Below are 24,516 nucleotides of genomic sequence, written 5' to 3' on the forward strand. Positions count from 1 at the left end.
TGCCGATTTGCTGCGCATGCACCTAGCGAAATTTGTGCAGCCAGCCTCGTTGACAATGCGCAGGACATCTCCTTAGAATTTTCTCCTACAGGGCTTCCTGTCGAACCTTGCGTGCGTCGATTTGGCCGATGACGTCCCGATCGCCGCGCAGAGTGCTCCGTTCGATCCTGAGCCCCAAGCGATAGTTCATAGCCGCGGCATTTGGGCCATTCGTCGCCTTCGTTTCGGAGGGGCGGGTGGCTTTTTGCTTTTGCCGCCAAACAAATCGGCGACACGTCCGTGTCGCCTGCCGGAGGCGCATGCGCGGTGATGGGCAGTGCCGGCGCTTGCGTCATGTCAAGTGGGGGGATGAGAACAATGCCGACGACGGATCTTCACTATCTCGGACTCATTGAGGTCGGGCAGCAAATCCAGGCCAGGAAGCTCTCGCCGGTCGAGGTGACCAAGGCGATGCTCGGGCGTATCGAGCAGCTCGACGGCAAGCTCAAGAGCTACGCCCACCTGATGGGCGATGCAGCGCTTGCCGAGGCCGCGGCAGCCGAAAAGGAGATCGCGTCCCGCAAGATCAAGGGGCCGCTGCACGGCGTGCCGATCGCCGTCAAGGACCTGTGCTGGGTCAAGGGCGCGCCAGCCGCGCACGGCATGACCATCCACCGTGACTTCCGTCCGAGCGAGGACGCCACGGTGGTCGCGCGGTTGAAGGGTGCCGGCGCGATCATCCTCGGCAAGCTGCAGCAGACCGAGGGCGCCTATGCCGACCATCACCCGAAGATCGATCCGCCGAAGAATCCATGGAATGCCGATCTGTGGTCCGGCGCTTCGTCGAGCGGTTCCGGCGTCGCCACGGCAGCGGGGCTTTGCTTCGGCTCGCTTGGAACCGACACCGGCGGCTCGATCCGCTTTCCGTCGGCCGCCAACGGCATCACCGGGCTGAAGCCGACCTGGGGCCGCGTCAGCCGTTACGGCGCGTTCGAACTCGCCGCAACGCTGGATCACATCGGGCCGATGGCGCGCAGCGCGGCCGATTGCGGCGCGATACTGGCGGTGATCGCGGGTCAGGATCCCAAGGACACCACGTCGGTGCCGCTGCCTGTGCCGGACTATCTCGCCGGCCTGTCCGGAGACCTGCGCGGCGTGACGATCGGGGTCGATCGGCGCTGGACCAGCGAGGGGACCGACGAGGCTGCCGGCAAAGTGCTCAGCGAAGGCCTGCGGGTTGCCGCCGATCTGGGCGCGAAGATCAAGGACATCACGTTTCCCGATCCGAAGGCCGTCATCGAGGACTGGTTCCCGCTGTGCGGCATCGAAGTGGCCGTTGCGCACGAAGACACCTATCCCGCACGCAAGGATGAATACGGTCCGGCACTCGCCGGCCTGCTCGATCTCGGTCGGGCGCAATCCGGCATGGACTATCAGAAGATCGTGCTGCGGCGCGAAGCGTTTCGCGGCGCCGTGCGGCTGCTGTTCGAGACGGTCGATCTGATCGCCGTCCCGGCTCAGGCGTTTGCCGCGCCGACATTGGCCAAGATGGCGGCGCTCGGCGAGGACCCGTCGCTGATTACCGGGCTGCTGCGCTTCACCTGTCCGTTCGACATGACCGGCAGCCCGACTGTGACGCTTCCCGGCGGCTTCGCGCCGAACGGCGGTCCGGTCGCCTTCCAGTTCGTCGGACGTCACTTCGACGAAGCAAGTCTCGTTCGCGCGGGGGATGCCTTCCAGCGCGTCACCGACTGGCACAAGCGCCATCCCGCGATCTGAGTTGAGGAGCCGTTCGTATGACCGAAGACTGGTTGAAGAATTCCATCATGGCCACGCGGGCCGTTGCCAGGGGCGCGCCGGGCACGACCCATAGTTTGACGATCGAGCAACAAGGCGGCTTCCACTACGTCTATGGACCCTATGCCAAGCCGACCCTGTCGATCGATCCCGGTGGCGTGGTCGTGGTCGAGACCGAAGACGCCTTCGGCGGCGTGCTTACCAGCGAAAGCGACAGCCCCACGGCGAAGCTGAACTTCCCTTACCTCAACCCGCAATGCGGGCCGATCGCGGTCAAGGGCGCCAAGAAAGGCGATTGTCTCGCCGTCTATATCCGCGACGTCGAGACCCGCGGCGCGCAGCCGGCCGGGACGACCTGCATCATTCCGGAGTTTGGCGGCCTGGTCAGCACGAGCTCAACCGCGATGCTCAATCCGCCGCTGCCCGAGCGCGTCAGGAAGCTGCATGTCGACCGCAATGGCGTGCGCTGGAACGACAAGATCACGCTGCCTTACGAACCGTTCATCGGCACGATCGGCGTGTCGCCCGAAATCGAGGCGATCTCCTCGCTGCAGCCCGATTATCACGGCGGCAACATGGACCTGCCTGACGTTGCGCCCGGTGCGGTCCTCTATCTGCCGGTACACACCGAAGGCGGGCTGCTCTATGTCGGCGACTGCCACGCCACGCAGGGCGATGGCGAGCTGTCGGGCGTCGCGCTCGAACAACGCGCGACCGTCACGCTGCAGATCGATCTGATCAAGAACTGGAGCTTTGCCTGGCCGCGGCTGGAGACGCGCGACTTCATCATGACGATCGGCAGTGCGCGTCCGCTCGAAGACGCGGCGCGTATCGCCTATCGCGAGCTCGTGCGGTGGATGAGCGCCGATTACGGCTTCGATGAGATCGACGCTTACATGCTGCTCAGCCAGGCCGGCCGCATGCGGCTCGGCAACATGGTCGACCCCAAATACACGATGGGAGCGTCGATCCTGAAGAATTACCTCAAGGCGTGACTTCAAACATCCTTCAACGACAGGGGATATCGCGATGTATTCGGGGCGTGTAGTCGGAATGGCTCTGCTAGGTGCAGTGCTCGGGACGGCGGCAATTGGTGCTGCTCAGGCGGCCGAGCCGCCGTTGAAGATCGGCTTGCTGGAGGACGTCTCCGGCGACCTCGCATTCATGGGGATGCCGAAGCTGCACGGCTCGCAGCTTGCGGTCGAGGAGATCAACAAGAGCGGTGGCATCCTCGGGCGACAGATCGAGCTGATCCACCTCGATCCGCAGGGCGACAACGCCCGCTATCAGGAGTTCGGCCGGCGGCTGCTCAATCGCGACAAAGTCGACGTGCTGATCGGCGGCATCACCTCGGCATCGCGCGAGGCATTGCGTCCGATCGTCGATCGCACCACCACGCCGTACTTCTATACGAACCAATATGAAGGCGGCGTGTGCGACGCCAGCATGATCAGCATGGGCGCGGTGCCGGAGCAGCAGTTCTCGACCCTGATCCCCTGGATGGTCCAGAAGTTCGGCAAGAAGGTCTACGTCATCGCCGCCGACTACAATTTCGGCCAGATCTCCGCGGAGTGGAACCGCAAGATCATGAAGGATCTAGGCGGCGAGGTGGTGGGAGAGGAGTTCATCCCGCTCGGCGTGTCGCAGTTCGCGCAGACGATCCAGAACATTCAGAAGGCGAAGCCGGACTGGCTGCTGACGATCAATGTCGGCGCCGCGCAGGACTCATTCTTCGAGCAGGCGGCCGCGGCCAACCTCAATTTGCCGATGGGGTCTTCGATCAAGATCATGCTCGGCTTCGAGCACAAGCGGTTCAAGCCGCCGGCGCTCAACAACATGCATGCGACCGCGAACTGGTTCGAGGAGATCGACACGCCCGAAGCCAACGACTTCAAAAAGCGCTGGCACGCGAAATTCCCTGACGAGCTCTACATCAATGACATGGGCTACAACGCCTACAACGCGCTCTACATGTACAAGACGCTGGTCGAGAAGGCGAAGTCGACCAAGCTCGAGGACCTGCGCAAGGTGATCGCAACCGGCGATGCCTGCATCGACGCCCCCGAGGGCAAGGTCTGCATCGATCCGAAGAGTCAGCATACGTCGCACCGCATGCGCCTGATCTCAGTCGGGCCCAAGCATGAGGTGACCGTCGAGAAGGACTACGGGACGATCCAGCCGTACTGGCTTGGCGAGATCGGCTGCGACCTCACCAAGAAGAACGACAAGGACCAGTACACGCCGAGTCATCTTCCCAGCAAATCGTGATGCGGACGGGCACGAATCTTGCTCGTGCTGTGCATCACGGCTTTGAACCGAACCGGCGCCGCAATGCTGCGGCGCCGCGATCAGGGAGACAGGAATGTCGGCTGAACTCTTCTCGGTATTCTATCAGTTCGCCGACGTCTTCGCGTTCCTGATCCTGTCGGCGGCGGGCCTTGCCATCGTGTTCGGCATGATGGGCGTCATCAACATGGCGCATGGCGAGTTCATCATGTGCGGCGCCTATGTGACCGTAGGGCTTGTGAATCTCGGCGTACCGCTGCCGATCGCCCAGATATTGGCCGCGCTGACGGCAGGAATCCTTGGCGTCATCGTCGAGTTCCTGATCGTGCGGCGCTTCTACAAGCGTCCGCTCGACTCGCTGCTCGCGACCTGGGGCCTCAGCCTGATCGTGACGCAATCGATGCTGCTGATCGTTGGCTCCGCGGTGCGCGGTATCGGCACGCCGGAGGGAAGCTTTGCGATCGGTGGTTACACGTTCTCGACCTACCGCCTTGTTCTGTTCGGCTGTGCCGTGGCGGTGCTGGCGGGGCTCTATATCATCTTCATGAAGACGCGCTTTGGCGTGATCGCGCGCGCAACGATGCAGAACGCGGCGATGGCCAAGGCACTCGGGGCGCGCACGGGACGGATCTATTCGATCAGCTTCGGGATCGGAACGGCGCTCGCGGGACTCTGTGGCGCGCTCTACGCGCCGACCATGACGCTGATTCCGACCATGGGAGCGACCTTCGTGGTCGAGAGTTTTGTCACGGTGGTGATCGGAGGCGCGAATGTGCTGCTCGGAACCGCACCGGCCGCGGTGTTTCTGGCGATGATCCGGATGGCACTGAATGCAAGCTACGGACAGATCATCGGACAGATCGGCATGCTGTTTGCCGTCATCCTGATCATACGTGTCCTGCCCGAGGGACTATCCAGCGTGCTGGTTCGCCGTGGGCGCTAGACGGGAATTTTGGATGTTCAAGCTGCTCGACGGTCCGCAGACGCTCGGACGAGGCAAGATCTTCTGGTCCTGCTTCCATTTTGTGCTGGCGGGCGCACTGATCTATCCGCTGTTTGCCGATTCCTATGATGTCGGCAACTTCGCCTACTTCCTGATCTGGATCTTCATGGCGCTCGGCCTCTGCCTGATGTGGGGGTACGGCGGCATGCTGTCGTTCGGCCAGACCTTCTTCTTCGGTATCGCCGGCTACGGCTATGGCGTGCTCGCGATCAACATGGGCGGGGGAACGGCCACCATCGCCGCGCTCGTCCTCTCGGTTGTCATCGCGATGATCGCGGCGGGGGTCCTCGGATACTTCATGATCTGGGGCGGCATCAGCGGGATATTCTTCGGCATCGTGACGCTGTCGGCAACGCTGGTGCTTGCCTTCTTCCTCGGGCAGACCGCGGGACCTGAATGGCATATCGGTCCGGCCCGGCTGAACGGCTTCAATGGCATGAAGGGAATGGACCCGCTCACCGTCGGAAACTTCGACATCGAGGGATCTGCGCTCTATTACGTCCTGATCGCGCTGATCGTGATCGTCTACATCGCGCTGCGCATGCTGGTGAATTCGGGCGTCGGCAACGTGATCGTGGCGACGCGGGAAAATCCGCAGCGCGCCGAGATGCTGGGTTACGATGTTCGCAAGTATCAGCTTCTGACATTCGTGATCGGCAGCGGCCTCGCGGGCCTCAGCGGCGCGCTCTACACGTCCTGGGGGCAGTTCATCACCCCATCCAGCATCGGCCTGCCGGCTGCGGCAATGCCGATCGTGTGGGTGGCGTTCTCCGGACGCAACGATCTGACCGCGACCCTGGTTGGGTCGTTCCTGCTGCTGTTCGGCTTCCAGACCATCACGGTCTACAGCCAGCAGGCGGCGCTGGTGCTGATGGGCGTACTCCTGCTCGCCACCGTGATGTTGGCGCCGCAGGGGTTCGTGCTGGGGATCGGAAAGGTCGTCGTCGATTGGTGGACCCGACGCCGGCGGCGTGACGAGGCTCCCGCGCTGGCCGATACCGGCCGTTTGCAATCGGATGAGACCTGATCCATGCCACTGGTCGATGTGAAAGGCGTATCCAAGCGCTTCGGCGGATTGACCGCCGTCTCCGATGTCGACCTGACGGTCAATGCCGGCGAGGTCCACTGCCTGATCGGGCCCAACGGAGCCGGGAAGAGCACCCTGTTCAAGCTGATCGTCGGCCTCTATCCGCCGACCACGGGCAGCATCTTTTTCGATTCCATCGATATCACCGCCGAGCGTCCCTACGCGCGGGTGCAGCGCGGCATGAGCATCAAGATGCAGGCGCCGAGCGTCTTCAAGGAACTGCCGGTGCGGCAGAACATCCAGATCGCGCTGCAAGAGCGTCTTTCGGGCGCTGAACGCGTGGCTGAAGAGGAACGGCTGCTGTTGCTGCTCAATCTGGCGGATGACAGCGGCAAGCTCGCCGGTGCGCTGTCGCATGGCCAGCAGCAATGGCTGGAGATCGGGATGGCGCTGGCATTGGAGCCGCGGCTCCTGCTGCTGGACGAGCCGACCGCCGGCATGTCGCCGGAAGAGACCTACAAGACCGGCGAACTGATCAAGTCGTTCAATGCCGAGGGCATGACCGTCCTGGTGGTCGAGCACGACATGGCGTTCGTGCGCCAGGTCGCCCAACGGGTCACCGTGCTGCATCTTGGCAAGATCTTCGCGCGCGGCAGCTTGGAGGCGATCCTGGAAGACGAGAAGGTCGCGGAAATCTACCTGGGTAAGACCCATGCCCACTGATCGCATTCTGGACGTGTCGGGACTTTGGGCGGGCTACGGCGCGACGCCGATCCTGCAGGGCGTCAGCATGTCGGTCTCGCGCGGCGAGATCGTCGGCGTCATCGGCCGCAATGGTGTTGGCAAGTCGACGCTGATGCGATGCCTGATCGGCCTGCTCCAGACCTGGCGCGGCACCATCACCTTCATGGACCAGGATGTGACTCAACTCGAGGCCGATGCGCGGGCGCGCGCCGGCTTCGGCTACATCCCGCAGGGCCGCGACGTGTTTCCGCAAATGAGCGTCGAGGAGAACCTGCAGGTCGGCGAGCTGATCGGCGGCCCTGACGGCAAGAAGCTGCCGGAGCTGGTCTATGCGTATTTTCCGCGCCTGAAGGAGCGCCGGCGGCAAATCGCGGGCACCATGTCGGGCGGCGAGCAGCAGCAGCTCGCGATCGGTCGCGCGCTGATCGGAAACCCGTCCCTGATGATCCTCGACGAGCCGTCCGAGGGGATCCAGCCGTCGATCGTGCAGCACATCTGCGAGGCGCTGAAATCGTTCCGGGACGAGCTTGGGACGACGATCATCTTCGTCGAGCAGAACCTCGACACCATCCTGGCGATCGCCCAGCGCTGCTACATCATGGAAAAGGGCCAGATCACGCGATCGCTGGCCGGCGAGGAGGTCAACGCGGACAATGTTCGCGCGCAGCTGTTGCTTTGATCGGCCGCGCCATGTGGTGAGGAAGTGCGCGTTCCATAATCGATAATCACGGAGGGAATGGACATGGATCTGGGACTCAAGGGAGCAAAGGTTCTCGTTACCGGCAGCACCAAGGGGATCGGCAGGGCGATCGCCGACACGTTTGCGGCCGAGGGCGCCAATGTCGGAATCTGTGCCCGCAACCAGGCGGATGTCGATGCGGCGATTGCCGCGATCAAGGCGAAAGGGGTTGCGGCGTTCGGCGCTGCCGTCGACGTCTCGAACGGACCGGCGCTGAAGGCCTGGGTCGCCGACATGGCTGCGAAGCTCGGCGGTATCGATGTCGTGGTCGCCAATGTCAGCGCGCTGTCGATCGGGCAGGACGAGGAGAGCTGGGAGAAGGAATTCTCCACCGACATGATGGGGACGGTGCGCCTCGTCAACGCGGCGATGCCGTATCTCGAGAAGAGCGCCGCGGCCGCGATCGTCACCATCGCCAGCGTATCGGGGCGCGAAGTCGATTTTGCCAGCGGTCCTTACGGGACATTCAAGGCCGCGATCATCCACTACACACAGGGCCTCGCCTACCAGCTCGCCGGCAAGGGCATTCGGGCCAACTCCGTGTCGCCGGGCAACACCTATTTCGAGGGCGGTGTCTGGAACATGATCAAGGACGGCAATCCCGAACTGTACAAGTCCGCGCTGGCGCTGAACCCGACCGGCCGGATGGGCACGCCGCAGGAGATGGCAAACGCCGCGGTATTCCTTGCGAGCAAGGCAGCGAGTTTCATCACGGGCACCAACCTCGTGGTGGACGGTGCGTTGACGCGCGGCGTCCAGTTCTAGGCGCGGCTACCAGCACGGCGACGCGATCGCCGCCGGCGGCGGTAGTCCGGGCGGGTATTTTCCGATAACCACAGGGCGTCAGATGTCAGCGGATCCATTGCACTACAAGTCGATCACCGAGATCTCCGGGCTCATCCGCCGCGGGGAGGCAAAACCCTCGGAGATCACGGAGGCGATCCTGGGCCGGATCGCGAAGCTGGATGGACAGTTTCATGGCTACGCACTCGTCCTTGCGGAGCGGGCCATGGCCCAGGCGAAGCATTACGACGCCGAGATCGCCAAGGTCATCTGGCGCGGCCCGCTGCATGGCGTTCCGATCGGGCTGAAGGACCTCTGCTACACGACGTTTGCTCCGACCGCGGGCGGCACGACGATCCACGCGAAGTTCGTGCCGTCCTTCAATGCCACGATCGTGGACCGGCTCGAACTCGCCGGCGCGGTGACGCTCGGCAAGCTCAAGATGACGGAGGGGGCCTATACCAGTCACCATCCTGCCGTTCAGGCGCCGCTCAATCCATGGAATGTGAACTATTGGGTCGGCTCCTCGTCGACCGGATCGGGCGTCGCAACGTCGGCGGGGCTCTGTTACGGATCGATCGGCAGCGACACCGGCGGTTCGATCAGGTTTCCGTCGGCAACCTGCGGATTGACCGGCATCAAGCCGACCTGGGGTCGCGTGAGCCGGTACGGCATCTTTCCGTTGGCGGACTCGCTCGATCACATCGGACCGATGTGCCGGAGCGCTGCGGATGCCGCGGCGATGCTGGGCGTCATCGCGGGTGCAGATGCCAACGACCCGACCGCGTTGCGCGCGCCGGTGCCGAACTATCTGGCCGAGGCAGGCGATGGCATCCGGGGCTTGAGGATCGGCGTTGATCGCAGGTACACCCAGGAGGGAATCGATCGGCAGGTTGTGGTTGCCTTGCTGCAAGCCGAGCGCACGCTCGCCAGTCTCGGTGCCGACATCCGCGAGGTGCATTTCCCTCCCTACCAGAAGCTCGTCAGCCAGTGGATTGCGATGTGCTCGGTGGAGACGGCTGAGGCGCATCTGGACACCTACCCGTCGCGCAAGTCGGACTACGGACCGGATCTTGCCCAGCTGATCGAGCAGGGCAGGTCGGTAAGCGGCGTCGATATTGCGGCGATCCATCACGAGCGCCTGAAGTTCGGCGGCAGCCTGGCGGCTATGTTCGAGGATATCGACCTGCTGCTGATCCCGACGATGCCGGTGCCGATCCCGACGCTCACGAAGATGAGCGAATACGGCGCCGACCCCAACGTTCTCTTGAGCATTCTGCGCTTCACCGCGGTGTTCGACTTCTCGGGCAGCCCGACCATCACGCTGCCGATGGGCATTGCCTCGGACCGGATGCCGCTCAGCATGCAATTGGTCGGACCGCATCTCTCCGAGGACATGCTGGTCCGCGCCGGCGCTGCGTTCCAGGCGGTGACCGACTGGCATACGCGGCGGCCGCCGGTCGAATGAGATAGCCGTCAAACGTCCGCCTGTCGCAACCGGTTAGGCCTTGCCGCCAAGCCTGGCCGCGATCGCGCGGTAGCCGCGCATCCACATGTGATCGAGATCGAGATCCATCGGCAGCGGCTGCGAGGAGACGCGGGCGATCACGGTCTCGCTGGCCGGATCGATGTAGATCCACTGGCCATGGATGCCGACTGCCGCAAACGGCGTCTCGCGCCGGTCGATCGTGTACCACTTGTTGCGGTAATTGCCGTTTGGAAACACCTTGGTCAGGTCGCCGCGCGACCAGGCCTCGGCATTGCCGTTCTGCCTGATGTCGTCGATCCACCAGCTTGGCACGACCTGTCGTCCGTTGCTGATCCCTTGATTGCGCATCATCTCGCCGAAGCGGGCGAGATCGCGCAGTGTCGCGCAGACGCCGCCGGCGATGCGCGCCGCGCCGCGCGAGTCGACGGTGATGTAGGCGTCGTGCTCGGCGCCCATCGGCTGCCACAGATATTGCGAGAGGATTTTCGCATAGGATAGGCCGCAGGCGCGCTCATAGACCCAGCCGAGCACGTCGGTGTTGGTCGAAACGTAGTGGAAGGTGTGCCCATGCGGCGCGCCATTCGGTCGCAGCGTGCGCAGATAGTCGCGCAGGTTGCTCGGCGGAACGGTCGGATCCGGCAGCTCCCAGCCGGTCGAACGCCGGTAGTTCATGACGTCGCCGTCGCGCGCCATGTAGTCCTCGTCGAACCGGATGCCGACGCTCATGTCCAGCAGGTGACGCACCGTGCAACTGCCGCCATAGACCGATCCCTCCATCTCCGGGATGTAGCGCGTCACCGACGCGTCTGGATCGAGCTTGCCGCGGTCCGCAAGGATGCCGCCCAGCGTTCCTGCGACCGACTTGCTGATGGAAAAGATGAGGTGCGGGGTATCAGGTGTCAGGCCGTGCGCATACCATTCGAAGGCAATCAGTCCGCGATGCGACACGACGATGCCGTCGGTATGGCTCGCGCGCAGTGCCTCGCCGACGCCCACCGTCTCGCCACGCGGGTTTGCGAAGCTGACGTCGTCGAGATAGCGCGGCGCAAGGGACAGCGGCGCCGGCGTCTGGGCGCGTGCGATGTTCGCGGTGGGTAGCAGTTCGCGGACGTTGCGAAATGCCCACTCGCTGAAGGGATGCTGACGCCAGTTGGCGAGCGTGACCTGTTCGTCGGCTGCCGATGGGAAGGCGGCCATGATGCGACGCGAATTCATTCTTGATCCAGCAATGACATTGGGAGACCTGCAAAAGTTCCGCATGCGCCGCGTCGCTTGCAATCAACCGGATGGTGGAGGTGGCCATCGGGTTACTTCAGCGTAACCGTTTCCGGGATGTGTGCTCCGTGCGGTTGGCCCGCATTTTGCTTGACTGTAGCCCGCGGCTGCCCCAGCGTGACGACCATGCGACGCGCAGACGTTCGCCATCGGGAAACATCGGGAGGTAGGTCATGATCGCGCTTCTGGGCCGACCGGATCCGGCAACCACGCAAGCCATTCAGTTCGCACGGGGGATTCTCGAAGGGTCGGCGACCGCGTTCTACGAGGTCGACGGCAACCTGACGCTCAACCGCTTCGTGCTCAGCAGCAACGTCCCGCCGAGCTTCCACGACCAGTACCTCGCCGGCATGAACCGGCTCGATCCGTTGCATCCGCGCTCTGCGAGCAACCGGCCGATTGCGCGGCTGAGCGTCGCGCTCGACCAATGCGCGTCCCAGGAGGCGGCGACCTACCGCGCCTTCGCCGGCCAATGTGGTGTCGCCGACATGATCGAGTTCTTCTTCCGCCGCAACGACCGGATCGTCGCCGGAATGAGCGTGCTCTGGGCGCCGGGCTGCACCATCCCCGACGGCAGCATGCACATTGCCGAGAAGATCCACGACTATCTCGAGTTCAACCTGACCAGCCGCCTGTCGTCGAATGCCGACGAGCCGGCGCGCTACGGCCTGACCTCGCGCGAGATGGAGGTCGTCGAGCTTCTGTGCTGCGGCCGAACCAACCGCGAGATCGGCGAGTGCCTGAACATCGGTCTTGCGACGGTGAAAACGCACCTGATCCATATCTTCGAGAAGCTCGGCGTTGAGACCCGCTCCGCCGTCGTCGCGCTGATGTCGCGGCCGCATTGAGGCGGTGTGTTCTGATTCAACTGTCAAACAGTTGTTCGGTGTCATCACCCGCCCATGCGGGTGATCCAGTATTCCAGGGGCGCCTGCGCTTGAATCGATGGGCCGCGGCGTACTGGGTCGCCCGGTCCCGTCTACGCCGGCTTCTACGCCAAGGCTTCGACGAGGCCACGAATCCCTGGCACGCCGGAGCATTAGCGAAGGCGGCAAGCCGGGCGATGACAGATGAGGATGGGACGCAGCTTCGCGTTCTCGCGACATGAATCGCCCGAGCTTTGCTCTTGGTTTCACCCGAGCTTTGCTCTTGGTTTCACCCTCTCTTGTACAGAGGGCGCAGGGAAAGCCGGGTGCCGATCGCACCCATGGGCCCCGAGCAAAGGGTAGAAAGCTCGGGGGTAGGACCACAGGTGTAACCGGAGCAATCCGGCTTTCCCTGCGCGATGGGCTACGGCTTACTTCGTGCTCTCCCCGGCGAGACTGGGCTTGCTTGTCACCGCCTTCACAACGCGCATCGCGCAATGCGAAAAGACACCTGCCACTAGGGCGTCAGGACCACACGACTTCACCGTCCGCCCTGCACGCACTCGTCAGTTGCACGCCCGGCGTCCACCGCATCTCACACCGCGTTCGTGACGATCGCGATCCGCCCCTCGTGTCGGGTGAGACGGCAACATTGAACATCTGAGTTGGGTCACTTGTCAAGTTAAATTCGGAAAAGCCGAACAAAATTAGTTGAAGCGCCGCGCTGCTTTGCCTTCGACGGCGTGTTGTCGCTGGAGACGACGATATCGTCGGCGATCCGCATCGACCATGCGCGCGGGGAGGGCTGTTCGGTGCGTCCGACCACCGCAAGGACGGCCTGGCGCTGGGGGCGAGGTGAAGCGGGGCCCGCTGCTCCGTTCGAAATAGAGTGATCACGCTCCGGCTCGGCGCCGCCTGCCCGCATTGCGCGAGGCGGCGGAGCATCCACCGGATGGTGGATTGTTCCAAATGCCGACATGCCGAACGTTTGGCCATCATGCCGGCGTCAGGCGCGGTTCGCCGCTGTGCACCGCGCGGCGAAAGGCTGGTCGCTGCAGGCTTTCCCAATCGAGAAGTTGATCCGCATGAACAGGATATTCGCCGACACGGTCTTCCGCAACGGCCGGATCTACACGTCGAACCGCAAGCAGCCTTGGGCGACATGCGCGGCCGTCAAGGCCGGACGGTTCGTCGCCGTCGGCGAGGAGCGCGACGTTGCGGCGCGGGTCGGCGAGGCGACCGCAACCGTCGATCTCAGCGGACGGATGGCGATGCCGGGAATCGTCGACATCCACAATCACATCATGATGGGCGGGCAGGCCGATCTCTACGAGCTGCGCTTCTCCAACGCCGACAGCGTTCCAAGGATCGCCGAGACCTTGCACAAGGCTGCGTCGGCGGCTGCGCCCGGCGCCTGGATCGTCGGCGGGCAGTTCGGCAACAATCTGCTGAACGAGATGAACACCGCGGAGTCCTGCGCGCTGCTGGACGCGGCGTGCCTCGGGCATCCCGTCGTGCTGCGCGACGACACCTATCACAATCGCTGGGCGAGCTCGGCGGCGCTGCGGCTTGCCGGCGTTCAGGCCGCTACCCCTGATCCCACCGACGGCGAGATCGGCCGCGACCTCAAGACCGGGACGTTGACCGGGATCATGATCGAGGCCGCCTCGGGCCTGGTCGAGCGGGCGCTTGCGGCCTCCGGTCACTACACGGCCGAGATGGATCGCGCCGCGGTGGCTCGCTCGATCTCGGTGTTGAACGCCTACGGCGTCACTGCCTTCATCGACGCTGCCAGCATGCAGCCGATCATGGCGGCGCTGAAGGGGCTCGACGACCGCGGCGAACTCAGCGCCTGGGCGGTCTGCGCGATGCCGGTGGTCGAGCCGGGCTTCATGTTCGGCAAGGCCGGCGAGGAGCTGTTTGCGCTGCGCGAACAGTATCGCGGCGCGCATGTGAAGCCCGATTATGCGAAGGTGTTCCTCGACGGCGTCCCGGGCGCCAAGACCGCAGCCTTCCACGAGCCTTATTTAGCGGATGCCGTACGCGGCTGCTGCTTCCGCGGCGCGACCATGCTGACCGTGCCGGACCTGATCCGCTGGCTCGGACGTTGCGAGAAGCTGGGCCTTGCCGCAAAGATCCACTGCGCGGGAGATGCCGCCGTGTCGCAGGCGCTCGACGCTGTTGATGTCGTACGCAGCTTCAACGGTCCGACCCATCTGGTCCACCAGATCGCGCATGCGAGCTACATCGCGCCCGACGACATCAAGCGCTTCGCCGAGCTCGGTGTCGCGGCCGATCTGTCGCCGATCATCTGGTATCCGACCATCTTCCTCGAGGCGCACAAGGCCGCGATGGGCGAGGAGCGTGCGCAGCGCTTCTGGCCGAACAAGGATCTGAAAGAGGCCGGCGCGCTGATGGCCGGCGGCTCAGACTGGCCGGTGATCCCGATCCCCGATCCCTGGCAAGGCATCGAGGGCATGGTGACCCGGCAGAATCCCACTGGGGATTTTCCCGGCAAGTCGCTGTGGGCCGAGCAGGCCCTCGATCTCGCCACCGTGATCGACATCTACACCATCGACGCCGCGCGTGCGGCCGGTCTCGGCCAGTCGATCGGCTCGATTGAAACAGGCAAATCGGCTGACCTGATCGTGCTCGACCAGATGATCTTCGACATACCGCCGGATCAGCTCGCAGACACACGCGTCGAGATGACCTTCTTCGAGGGCCGCAAGGTCTACGAGCGGGGCGCGTGATGGGCCGGGTGGATCAGATCCCGGTCACGGTGCTCACCGGATTCCTCGGCAGCGGCAAGACCACGGTGCTGAACCACCTGCTGCGCCAGCCGGAGCTCAACGGCGTCGTCGCCATCATCAATGAGTTCGGCGAGGTGGCGCTGGATCACCTCCTGGTCGAGAGCAGCGAGGACCGGCTGGCGCTGCTCGACAATGGCTGCGTCTGCTGCTCGGTGCGCGAGGATCTGATCGAGACGCTGACGGACCTTGCGTCACGCCGCGCTGCCGGCACGATACCGCCGTTCCACCGTGTGCTGGTCGAGACCACCGGGCTCGCTGATCCCGTGCCCGTGCTGCATACGCTGATGACGGCGCCCGGCGTCGTTGGCCGCTACCGGATCGACGGCGTGGTCGCGACCGTCGATGCCGTGAACGGTGCGCGGACCCTCGAGGCGCACAGCGAAGCCGTCAGGCAGATCGCGGTCGCCGACCGGCTGCTCGTGACCAAGACCGACCTTGCCGCCGCCGACGCGCTGGCGCGGCTCGACGCGCGGCTCGCTGCGATCAATCCGCTCGCGGTTCGTCACCACGTCCGGAATGGAATGGTCGACCCGGCAAAAGTCCTCGATGCCGGGTTGTTCGATCCGTCGGCCCGTTCAGCCGATGTCGTGCGCTGGTTCGATCTGGCATCGCAGGCGGCGAACGCACCGCACGACAATACGGACCACCATTGCGATGGCGAGGAGTGCGGCCACCACAGCCACCACGCGCATGACACTGATGTGTCGTCCTACAGCCTGATCATCGACGAGCCGATCCGGCGTGAGGCGTTTGCACGCTGGCTCGATTATGTCGCCGTGCTCAAGGGCGAGGACCTGCTGCGCTTCAAGGCGATCGTGCATGTCGCCGAGCAGCCCGATGCACCAATTGTGGTGCATGGCGTGCAGCACGTCTTCCATCCGCCGATCACGCTGCAGGGCTGGCCGTCGGCGGACCGGCGCTCGCGGCTCGTCTTCATCGTGCGCGGCATCCCGCGCCAGATTATCGAAAACACATTGTGCAAATTCGCGGCGGTGAGCCGTGCGGCGATCCGGCGATCGGCGGCCTAGGCGGCGCTTACTTCAGACAATTGTTTCAGGGAGAGGGACATGACCGAGAATTCAAAGACGATACCGTCCTCCGGCCGGCTCGACCGGCGCACGCTCTTGAAAGCGGCCGGCGCTACCGGTCTCGCCTCCGCCATGAACGTGCCGCTGGTCAATATCGCCCGTGCTGCCAGCAACACCATCAAGATCGGCTGGGTCGGATGCCTCTCCGGCGTGCGCGCGCCGTTTGCCGAGCCGGACACCTGGATCCATGAGCGCATCAAGTCGCGCGTGAAGGATGGCCTGAAGATCGGCGGCAAGACCTATCAGATCGAATTCGTGTTCAAGGACAACCAGTCCGATCCGAACCGTTCGTCGGTGGTCGCCAGCGAACTGGTGCTGCGCGAGAAATGCGACCTGATCCTGGTCGAGGACGGCGACGCGCAGGCACCGGTGCAGGAGCTTTCGGACGCTCGGGCCATACCCTCGATCTCGACCATGGTGCCGTGGCAGGGCTGGATGTTTCCGCGCAAATCGACGCCGGACAAGGGCTTCCCCTACAGCTTCCATTTCTTCTGGGGCGCCGACGACGTCGTCAAGAACTTCCTCGGCATGTGGCAATCGGTGGACACCAACAAGAAGGTCGGTACGCTCTATATCGACAACCCGGCCGGACAGGCGTTCTCCGATCCGAAGGTCGGGTTGCCCGGCGGCATCGCAAAAGCCGGCTATCAGGAATTCTCTGCCGGCAAATTCCAGATCGCGACGGACGACTTCACCAACCAGGTCTCGGCGTTCAAGAACAACGGCGTCGATATCGTCTCCGGATTCACTTACGGCAATCACTGGGTGACGCTGTGGAATCAAGCGGCACAGGCCGGCTTCAAGCCGCAGATCTGCACGGTGGCGGCCGCCTTCCTGTTCCCTAGCGCGGTGAACGCGCTCGGCGATCGGGGCGACGGCATGTCGACCGAGGTGTGGTGGACGCCGGCCTATCCGTTCAAGTCGTCGCTGACCGGGCAGAGCGCGGGCGACCTGGCCGCGGAATGGGAAAAGACCACCGGCAAGCAATGGACCCAGCCGATCGGCTATGCCCACGCGCTCTGGGAGGTCGCGCTGGCGGCGCTGCAGAACAGCGACCCCAAGGACAAGAACTCGCTGCGCGATGCGATCGCCGGACTCGACATGGAGACCGTCGTCGGCCGGGTCAAGTTCAAGGACAGCCCGATCAAGAGTGTCGCGGTGACCTCGCTGTCGGGCGGGCAATGGCGCAAGACCAAGGGCGGCAAGTCGAAATACGAGCTGCTGATCGTGCACAACGGAACCGCGCCGTTTATCCCGAAGCAGGCCGACCTCGCGCTGCTCTCCAAGCTGGCCTGAGATGGCACCGCTTCTGCGCACGGCTATCGCGTTTGGAATGAACGGACCGTTTGGCACCGTCATGGCCGGGCTTGTCCCGGCCACCCACGTCTTTCTTCTTGCCGAAATGAAGACGTGGATGCCCGGGACAAGCCCGGGCATGACGAGTTTGCGGAGATACTGATCGTGCCGAAGCCCATCAGTGATCGCCCGGCACTTCTGCGCGTCAGCGGACTGTGCAAGCGTTTTGGCGAGATCGTGGTCGCCGACAACGTCAGCTTCGATCTGGCGCGCGGCGAATGCCTCGGCGTGATCGGCCCGAACGGAGCCGGCAAGAGCTCGCTGCTGAACCTCATCGTCGGCCTGCTCGCGACCGACTGCGGCTCGATCATGCTCGACGACAAGGAGATATCAGGCCTCTCGCCGCATCGCCGGGCGCGGATGGGGCTCGGGCGAGCATTCCAGATCCCGCAGCCGTTCCCGCATCTGTCGGTCTACGAGAACGCGCTGGTGGCCGCGTCCTACGGCGCGGGCCTGCATGGCGAGGCGGCGTCCGACTGGACGATGCAGGTGCTGCATCGGACCGGGCTCGACGCCAAGGCGGACAAGCTCGCCGGCGCATTGCCGCTGATCGACCGCAAGCGGCTGGAATTCGCCAAGGCACTGGCCTCGAAGCCGCAGCTGATCCTGCTCGACGAGATCGCCGCCGGGCTGACCGAGCCCGAGGTCGAGCGTCTCGTCGCCATCATCCAGTCGGTGAAAGCAGATCATGCGATGATCTGGATCGAGCATATTCCGCACGCCCTGCGCGCGGTGTCGGATCGCATCCTGGTGCTCGATTTCGGCCGCAAGGTGCTGGAAGGTCCGCCGGCGGATGTTATGGACAGCGCCGTGGTGCGCGAGATCTACATGGGATTGAAGGCCGATGGCGTTGCTTGATGTGAACGGCCTGCAGATATTCTACGGCGATCTCCAGGCCGTATTCGACATGAACTTCACGGTCGCGGACGGCGAGGCGGTGGCGCTGGTCGGCGCCAACGGCGCCGGCAAGTCGACGTTCCTGAAGGCGCTGGTCGGGCTCAACGAGGAGCGGCAAGGGGCAGTGCATTTCGACGGCATCGACATCTCGCAGATGCCCGCCGAACAGGTGTCGCGGCTCGGGCTCATCATGGTGCCGGAGGGCCGGCTGCTGTTCGACTCGCTGACCATCGAGGAGAACCTGCTGATGGGCAGCGTCAACCGGCGCAAGGGAAGCTGGACGCTGCGGCGGGTGTTCGACCTGTTTCCGATCCTGGAAGAGCGGCGGCGGATGGTTCCAGGGCAGCTCTCCGGCGGCCAGCAGCAGATGGCCGCCATCGGCCGCGCGCTGATGTCGAATCCACGGCTTCTGCTGTGCGACGAGATCTCGCTCGGGCTCGCGCCCGTCGTGGTCGAGCAGATCTATCGCTCCTTTGCCGACATCCGCCGCGAGGGGACCGCGGTCGTGCTGGTCGAGCAGGACGTCAAGCGCGCGCTCGCGACGTCCGAGCGGATCTATTGCCTGTTGAAGGGGCGGGTGTCGCTGACCGGCCCGGCGCAAGGGTTGCAGCCGGAGCAGCTGACGCACGCTTATTTCGGTAACTAGCCAGGATTGGCACGACATGATCTGGGTTGAGACATTGATCAATGGGGCCCTGCTGGGCGGGCTCTATGGCCTGCTCGGCATCGGGCTCGCTCTGGTGTTCGGCGTGATGCGCGTCGTCAACATCGCGCATGGCGAGTTCATGGTGCTGAGCGCGTTCTGCGCCGTGCTGCTCGCCAATCTGTTTCCGCAAGTCTCGCCGCTGTTGATGCTGATTCCGGTGATCGCGCTGTCGTTTGCGGTCGGATGGCTCTACCAGGCGGCCATCGTCAACCGGGTCGTGACGTCGCCCGATCCGCTGTCGCCGCTGCTGTTGACCTTCGGCGTCTCGGTGATCCTGCGCAACGTCATGGTCGAAATGTTCGGCGCCGACGTGCGCAGCCTCCAGGTCGGCGAGCTGTCGCGCGCCAGCCTCGAAATTGCCGGCCTCAGCATCGGCATCATGCCGCTGCTCACGCTGGTGCTGGCCGCACTGCTGTTCATGGCGCTGCAACTCGTGCTGCGCCATACCGAGTTCGGGCGGATCGTGCGCGCCACCGCCGATCGCCGCGACATCGTCCGGCTGTCCGGGGTCAAGCCGGACCGGGTCTATAATTATGTGATGGGCCTGTCGCTGGCGCTCGGCGCGATCGGCGGCGTGCTGCTCGCGGTGCGCTCGAGCTTCACGCCGTTCTCGGGCGCCGAGCGGTTGCTGATCGCCTTCGAGGTCGTGGTGCTCGGCGGGCTCGGCTCGTTCTGGGGTGCGCTGCTCGGCGGCATCGCGCTCGGCATGGCGCAGTTGATCGGGCTGAAGATCGATCCGAACGCCGGGCTGCTCTACGCGCATCTCTTGTTCTTCATTATGCTGTTGATCCGGCCGTCGGGTCTCGTGTCGAGCAGGGTGTGACGCCGATGCCGACGCGGACAATTCTCCTGGCCTGCGCCGCCGTTCTCGTTGCGGTCGTCGCCGGTGCGCCCTTCGTGCTGAACGAGGGCATCCTGCGGCTCGCCACCGAGTGCCTGCTGCTGCTGACGATGGCGCAGATGTGGAACCTGCTGGCGGGCTATGCCGGGCTGGTGTCGCTCGGTCACCAGGTCTTCATCGCCTTCGGTGCCTATGCGCTGTTCCTGACGTCCGGCTGGCTCGAGGTCACGCCGGTCTGGGTGCTGCCGGTGGCGCCGCTGGTGTCGGCTGCCGTCGCGGCCGTCATCGCCTTTCCGCTGTTCCGCCTGCGCGACGCCTATTTCTCGATCGCGATGTGGGTGTTCGCCGAGATCATCGGCGCGTTCACGATGAAATCGCAGGCCGTCGGCGGCACGTCGGGGCTGCCGCTCGCCACCAGCAAACTGATCGATTTCGACTGGTTCGAGCCGACCATGTTCTGGCTCGCGGGAGGCCTGACGCTCGTCACCATCGCGGCGCTGTACAAAATGATGACGTCGAGCTTCGGGCTCGGGCTGATGAGCGTGCGCGACAACGATCTCGCCGCGATGAGCGTCGGCGTTGACGTCCGCCACAATCGCTTCATAGCCTTCGTGCTGTCGGCGGCGGGATGCGGGCTTGCAGGCGCGCTCAGCTTCATGGGCAATCTGTTCATCGCGCCGCTTGCGGCATTCGACGTCAACTGGTCGGTCTACATGATGTTCATCGTGATCATCGGCGGCATCGGAACCCTCGAGGGCCCGATCCTCGGCGTTATCATCTTCTTCGGCCTGCGCGAGCTGATGACCGGCCCGCTCGGCCTGTCCGGCGGCTGGTATCTGGTCGGGCTCGGCATCATCGCCGTCGTCGTGATGATTGTGGCGCCGCGCGGCATCTGGCCGGCCTTGCGCGATCGCTTCGGCGTGCGCTTGCTGGACGTGCACCGCGCTTCGCCGCGCCCGGCCGCGGCCGCGATCCTGCCGGGTGCGTCGGAACGGGTTACCGGATGAGGCAGGCCTTCACGCCGCCACCGTTGCTTGTATTCTGACGGCCCCAGCTTGAGGAGAAGACGGAATGGCTCTGATATTCCGGGTGAACGCATGCGCATTGGCCGGCCTGGTCGCGGTGACATTGGCCGCGCCTCCGCCCGCGCAGGCCGAGCGGAGGATGTGGCCGCAGGCGGCCGCGACGCACCCAATGGACGGGCTGACGACGGACGAAATCCGCTCGGTCTCCGAAATCCTCCGCGCCGCCGGCAAGCTCGACGACGCGGCGCGGGTCGTCTCCATGACGGTCGACGAGGATCCCAAGGACGGGGTGCGGGCGTGGCGGCCCGGGCAGCCATTCGCGCGCCGCGCCAACGCGACGCTTCTGAGCGGCGGTCATCTCTGCGAAGCGCATATCGATCTTGCCGCACGCAGCCTGCTCGGCTGGGACGAGATCAGGGATCGTGAGGCCGCGCTGACCATCGACGAGCTGATGTCAGCCGGTGATCTGCCGAAACAGGACCCGCGCTGGGTCGCCGCGATGGCCAAGCGCGGCATCACCGATTTCCGCAATATCATGTGCCTGCCGCTGACGGTCGGGCCGGTGACCAATCCTGCTATGAAAGGCCGCCGCCTGCTCAACGTTCCCTGCGTCGACACGACGGGCGCCGCCAACAACCTCTGGGGCAAGCCGATCGAGAACCTGTTCGCCCAGGTCGATCTCAAGAGCAGGACCGTGCTGTCGGTGACTGATCTCGGCGTGGTGCCGCCGCCGCCGCAGACGCCGTCGCACGCCTATGCCGACTCCGGAAAATACCGCAAGCCGCCGAAGCCGATCGATATCACCGCGCCGGACGGCAGCAATGTGAAGGTGGAGGGCGGCCAGGTCCGCTGGGACAACTGGTCGTTCCATGTTCGTCTCGAGCCACGCGTCGGTGCCGTGCTGTCATTGATCCGCTACGACGACCACGGCACGTTCCGCGACATCGCCTACCAGATCTCGGCGAGCGAGATGTTCGTGCCCTATATGGACCCGTCGCCGACCTGGTCGTTCCGCGCCTATATGGATATCGGCGAATACGGCTTCGGCGTGCTCTCCAGCGAATTGCAGCGCGGCGTGGATTGTCCCGAGGGTGCGCATTTCCTCGACCTGACGATCTCGGACACCAAGGGCAATCCGGTTGTTTCCAAAGGCGCGGTCTGCATCTTCGAGCGCGCGACCGGCGATCCGATCTGGCGCCACAGCGAGCTGATCAACAACACCGCCGAGGTGCGGCCGAACAATGAGCTGGTGGTGCGGATGGCGCCGGTGGTCGGCAATTACGACTATCTGGTGGACTACGTGTTCGACCGTGCCGGCAATATCGATGTCCGGCTCGGCGCCTATGGCATCGACGCGACCAAGGGCGTCGCGAGCCGCAATTTGAGCGACCCGACGGCCGCGCAGGATACGGCTTACGGAACGCTGGTCGACGAGCGGCTGCTTGCGGTCAATCACGATCACTACATGACGTTCCGAATCGACATGGACGTCGACGGCACCGGCAATCGGCTGGTCGAGGACCGCTTCAGCGTGCGGCGGCTCGACCAGGGTCAGCGCAAGAGTCTCTGGCAGGTCGACACCAGGCCGGTCGCGACCGAAGGCCCGATCACGACGCCGCTGAGCGCGGCGCAGTTCAGGATCGAAAGTACGGGCAAGACCAACAGCCGCGGCTATCGCACGAGCTATCAGCTGATGCCGGGCCATTCGGACGTCTCGCTGCTCGCCAAGGACGATCCGATCCAGCTGCGCGCAGGCTTCAGCGCCTACACGCTGTGGGCCTCGGCCTACGCAAAGGACGAGCGCTACGCCGCGGGCCAGTACCCAAATGAAAACCCTGAGGTCGATGGCCTGCCGAAATGGACCGCGGCGAAGCGGCCGATCGAGGATCGCGACCTCGTGCTGTGGTACACGGTCGGCTTCCGCCACGTGCCGCGCGCCGAGGATTGGCCGGTGATGCCGGGCCTGTGGCATGGCTTCCGGCTGCGTCCATTCAACTTCTTCGATCGGAATCCCGCGCTCGATGTGCCGCCGATGGTGAATGCCAAGGATACCACCAAGGACACCAAATGAGTGGCCGCGTGCATCGCATCGGAGCGATAGAGAGCGCGCTGCTGGCGCTGTTGGCGACAACGCCAGTCGCGCATGGCGCGACGCTCGAGAGTGGAGCTGTCGATGCGTCCTTGCTCTATCTGAGCAGCGGCGACTGGGCGCGCCAATCCGCGCCGCGCAAGGTCGCGCTCGCGGCCGACTTCATGCGGATATTCTGCACCGATCAGAGGATGTCGGCAGCATCGCTGGCCGACTGCCTCGACCGCAACGCGGCGGATGGTGCGCCGTTCGAGCGCGCCATGGCATGCGTGAGTGCGCTGTCAGCCGGCCGCTGAGAGGCCGGCGTCGATCCCTTCGGCGATCGCCTTCACGTCCGCCGAGGTGAGGATGAGGGGCGGCGACAGGATCAGGTTGTTGCCCGAGACGCGCAGCATCACGCCGGCCTCGTAGGCGGCATCGGCCACCTTCGCCATGGTCTTCTTGTCGGCGGGCTTCTTGCTGTCGCGATCGGCCACGAGTTCAAGCGCGGCCATCAGACCCTTGCCCCTGACGTCGCCGACCAGTGGATGCTTCGCCTTGAGCGCGGCCAGCGCCCGCGCGAGGTCCTCGCCGCGCGCGGCGGCATTCTCGTCAAGCCTGAGGCGGCGGGTCTCGGCGAGCGCCGCGAGGCCCGCGGCGCAGCCGACCGGATGGCCCGAATAAGTATAGCCATGGCCGATCGAGCCGAAATTGGTCGTGTCAGTCTCGAAGGCTTCCGCGACCTGCTCGCCGATCAGCGTCGCGCCGAGCGGGAAATAGCCCGAGGTGATCGCCTTGGCCATCGTCATCATGTCGGGCTTCACGCCCCAGAGGCGCGAACCCGACCACGCGCCGGTGCGTCCGAATCCGGTGACGACCTCGTCCGCGATCATCAGGATGCCGTGGCGGTCGCAGATCTCGCGCACCAGCTTCATGAAGCTGTCCGGCGGCACGATCACGCCGCCGGCGCCGAGCACCGGCTCCATGATGAACGCGGCGATGGTGTCGGCGCCCTGGAATGCGATCTCCTCTTCCATCGCCGCCGCGCAAAGCTGCGCGAGCTTTCCGGGATCGGTCTCGTTGAAGGGATTGCGATAGCTCGACGGCGCGGGGATATGGAATACGCCGGGCAGCATCGGCTCATAGTTGCGGCGGAAATTGGCGTTCCCGTTGACGGAAGCGCCGCCGAAATGGGTGCCGTGATAGCCCTTCTTCAGCGCCAGAAACTTGGTGCGGTCGGCCTGGCCCTTGATCTTCCAGTATTGCCGCGCCAGCCGCAGCGCGGTCTCGACCGAGTCCGAACCGCCCGAGGTGAAGAAGGCGCGAACCATGCCTTCCGGCTTGAACCATTCCGTGAGCTCGTAGGCGAGCTCGATCGAGGGACCACTCGAAGTGCCACGGAAGCCCGAGTAATACGGCAGGGCGCTGAGCTGGTCTGCGATCGCCTGCTTGATCGGATCGCAGCTGTAGCCGAGATTGACGTTCCACAACCCGCCGACCGCATCGATCACGGTCTGGCCGTCGATGTCGGTAACGTGAACGCCGTCGCCCTTCATCACGATCCGCGGCGGCTGCGCCCGCATCTCGGCGGGATGGGCCATCGGGTGCCAGATCGGCTTGGCGTTGTTCTCAACCAGGAAGTTTCTGTCGCGCATGATCGCTCTCCGTCCGGCTGGAGCCTTTTCCGTTCCGATGGAATCGGAACGGGGCTCCAGATTCGAGTTTTGACGCGTT

21 protein-coding genes are annotated in these 24,516 nt (G+C 64.5%); 19 read left to right on the plus strand and 2 right to left on the minus strand.

Annotated features, from left to right (window positions below; genetic code table 11):
• Positions 1-357 precede the first annotated feature (357 nt).
• The 9 genes from ABIB78_RS31910 to ABIB78_RS31950 all read left to right on the plus strand — a co-directional run bounded on the left by ABIB78_RS31910 (position 358) and on the right by ABIB78_RS31950 (position 9,826).
• On the plus strand, positions 358-1,758 hold the full coding sequence (locus tag ABIB78_RS31910; protein ID WP_429031919.1) for an amidase: 1,401 nt from the start codon (positions 358-360) through the stop codon (positions 1,756-1,758).
• A 17-nt stretch (positions 1,759-1,775) separates the two neighbouring features.
• The gene (locus ABIB78_RS31915; protein WP_429031921.1) at positions 1,776-2,771 is read left to right on the plus strand and encodes an acetamidase/formamidase family protein; all 996 of its coding nucleotides are present in this window, start codon (positions 1,776-1,778) and stop codon (positions 2,769-2,771) included.
• A 58-nt stretch (positions 2,772-2,829) separates the two neighbouring features.
• Positions 2,830-4,044: an urea ABC transporter substrate-binding protein gene (locus ABIB78_RS31920; protein ID WP_429031923.1), complete on the plus strand. Its 1,215-nt coding sequence runs from the start codon at positions 2,830-2,832 to the stop codon at positions 4,042-4,044.
• Positions 4,045-4,138: 94 nt separating this feature from the next.
• A complete protein-coding gene (locus ABIB78_RS31925) occupies positions 4,139-5,005 on the plus strand; it encodes an ABC transporter permease subunit (RefSeq protein WP_429031926.1) in 867 nt (288 codons plus the stop codon).
• Between the two features lie 13 nt (positions 5,006-5,018).
• Positions 5,019-6,092, plus strand: a complete 1,074-nt coding sequence (locus ABIB78_RS31930) for a branched-chain amino acid ABC transporter permease (protein WP_429031929.1) — start codon at positions 5,019-5,021, stop codon at positions 6,090-6,092.
• A gap of 3 nt (positions 6,093-6,095) precedes the next feature.
• Positions 6,096-6,815: an ATP-binding cassette domain-containing protein gene (locus ABIB78_RS31935; protein WP_429031931.1), complete on the plus strand. Its 720-nt coding sequence runs from the start codon at positions 6,096-6,098 to the stop codon at positions 6,813-6,815.
• Positions 6,805-7,515: an ABC transporter ATP-binding protein gene (locus ABIB78_RS31940; protein WP_429031934.1), complete on the plus strand. Its 711-nt coding sequence runs from the start codon at positions 6,805-6,807 to the stop codon at positions 7,513-7,515. Before ABIB78_RS31935 ends, ABIB78_RS31940 begins: the two co-directional genes overlap by 11 nt.
• A 63-nt stretch (positions 7,516-7,578) precedes the next feature.
• Positions 7,579-8,340: an SDR family NAD(P)-dependent oxidoreductase gene (locus ABIB78_RS31945; protein ID WP_429031935.1), complete on the plus strand. Its 762-nt coding sequence runs from the start codon at positions 7,579-7,581 to the stop codon at positions 8,338-8,340.
• 82 nt (positions 8,341-8,422) lie between these two features.
• Complete coding sequence (locus ABIB78_RS31950) at positions 8,423-9,826, plus strand: amidase (RefSeq protein ID WP_429031937.1); 1,404 nt, start codon at positions 8,423-8,425, stop codon at positions 9,824-9,826.
• A 33-nt stretch (positions 9,827-9,859) separates the two neighbouring features.
• On the opposite strand, the gene ABIB78_RS31955 is transcribed toward ABIB78_RS31950, so the two are convergent.
• Complete coding sequence (locus tag ABIB78_RS31955) at positions 9,860-11,062, minus strand: serine hydrolase domain-containing protein (protein ID WP_429031939.1); 1,203 nt, start codon at positions 11,060-11,062, stop codon at positions 9,860-9,862.
• A 233-nt stretch (positions 11,063-11,295) separates the two neighbouring features.
• On the opposite strand from ABIB78_RS31955, the gene ABIB78_RS31960 reads away from it, so the two are divergent.
• The 10 genes from ABIB78_RS31960 (at position 11,296) to ABIB78_RS32005 (ending at position 23,099) form a co-directional block, all read left to right on the plus strand.
• Entirely contained in the window at positions 11,296-11,970 is a 675-nt protein-coding gene (locus tag ABIB78_RS31960; RefSeq protein ID WP_429031942.1) for a response regulator transcription factor, read from the plus strand.
• A 1,103-nt stretch (positions 11,971-13,073) separates the two neighbouring features.
• On the plus strand, positions 13,074-14,741 hold the full coding sequence (locus tag ABIB78_RS31965) for an amidohydrolase (RefSeq protein WP_429031944.1): 1,668 nt from the start codon (positions 13,074-13,076) through the stop codon (positions 14,739-14,741).
• Positions 14,741-15,829: a CobW family GTP-binding protein gene (locus ABIB78_RS31970; protein WP_429031947.1), complete on the plus strand. Its 1,089-nt coding sequence runs from the start codon at positions 14,741-14,743 to the stop codon at positions 15,827-15,829. The genes ABIB78_RS31965 and ABIB78_RS31970 overlap by 1 nt, the downstream gene beginning before the upstream one ends.
• 39 nt (positions 15,830-15,868) lie before the next feature.
• Positions 15,869-17,185 carry an ABC transporter substrate-binding protein gene (locus ABIB78_RS31975; RefSeq protein ID WP_429031949.1) on the plus strand — a complete coding sequence of 439 codons (1,317 nt, stop codon included), beginning with the start codon at positions 15,869-15,871 and terminating at the stop codon, positions 17,183-17,185.
• 165 nt (positions 17,186-17,350) lie between these two features.
• On the plus strand, positions 17,351-18,103 hold the full coding sequence (locus ABIB78_RS31980; RefSeq protein WP_429031952.1) for an ABC transporter ATP-binding protein: 753 nt from the start codon (positions 17,351-17,353) through the stop codon (positions 18,101-18,103).
• Complete coding sequence (locus tag ABIB78_RS31985) at positions 18,090-18,788, plus strand: ABC transporter ATP-binding protein (RefSeq protein WP_429031954.1); 699 nt, start codon at positions 18,090-18,092, stop codon at positions 18,786-18,788. The genes ABIB78_RS31980 and ABIB78_RS31985 overlap by 14 nt, the downstream gene beginning before the upstream one ends.
• Before the next feature lie 16 nt (positions 18,789-18,804).
• Positions 18,805-19,671 carry a branched-chain amino acid ABC transporter permease gene (locus tag ABIB78_RS31990; protein WP_429031957.1) on the plus strand — a complete coding sequence of 289 codons (867 nt, stop codon included), beginning with the start codon at positions 18,805-18,807 and terminating at the stop codon, positions 19,669-19,671.
• Positions 19,672-19,676: 5 nt separating this feature from the next.
• On the plus strand, positions 19,677-20,696 hold the full coding sequence (locus ABIB78_RS31995; RefSeq protein ID WP_429031958.1) for a branched-chain amino acid ABC transporter permease: 1,020 nt from the start codon (positions 19,677-19,679) through the stop codon (positions 20,694-20,696).
• A 64-nt stretch (positions 20,697-20,760) separates the two neighbouring features.
• The gene (locus ABIB78_RS32000; protein WP_429031960.1) at positions 20,761-22,785 is read left to right on the plus strand and encodes a tyramine oxidase; all 2,025 of its coding nucleotides are present in this window, start codon (positions 20,761-20,763) and stop codon (positions 22,783-22,785) included.
• Positions 22,782-23,099 (plus strand): hypothetical protein, encoded by a 318-nt coding sequence (locus tag ABIB78_RS32005; RefSeq protein ID WP_429031962.1) that lies wholly within the window; start codon positions 22,782-22,784, stop codon positions 23,097-23,099. The genes ABIB78_RS32000 and ABIB78_RS32005 overlap by 4 nt, the downstream gene beginning before the upstream one ends.
• Here ABIB78_RS32005 and ABIB78_RS32010 read toward each other — a convergent pair.
• Positions 23,085-24,437, minus strand: coding sequence for an aminotransferase class III-fold pyridoxal phosphate-dependent enzyme (locus ABIB78_RS32010; RefSeq protein ID WP_429031964.1), 1,353 nt, complete (start codon positions 24,435-24,437; stop codon positions 23,085-23,087). The genes ABIB78_RS32005 and ABIB78_RS32010 overlap by 15 nt on opposite strands.
• Between the last annotated feature and the right edge of the window lie 79 nt (positions 24,438-24,516).

Origin of the sequence: Bradyrhizobium sp. I1.14.4 (assembly GCF_050435825.1) — a bacterium.
GTDB lineage: Bacteria > Pseudomonadota > Alphaproteobacteria > Rhizobiales > Xanthobacteraceae > Bradyrhizobium.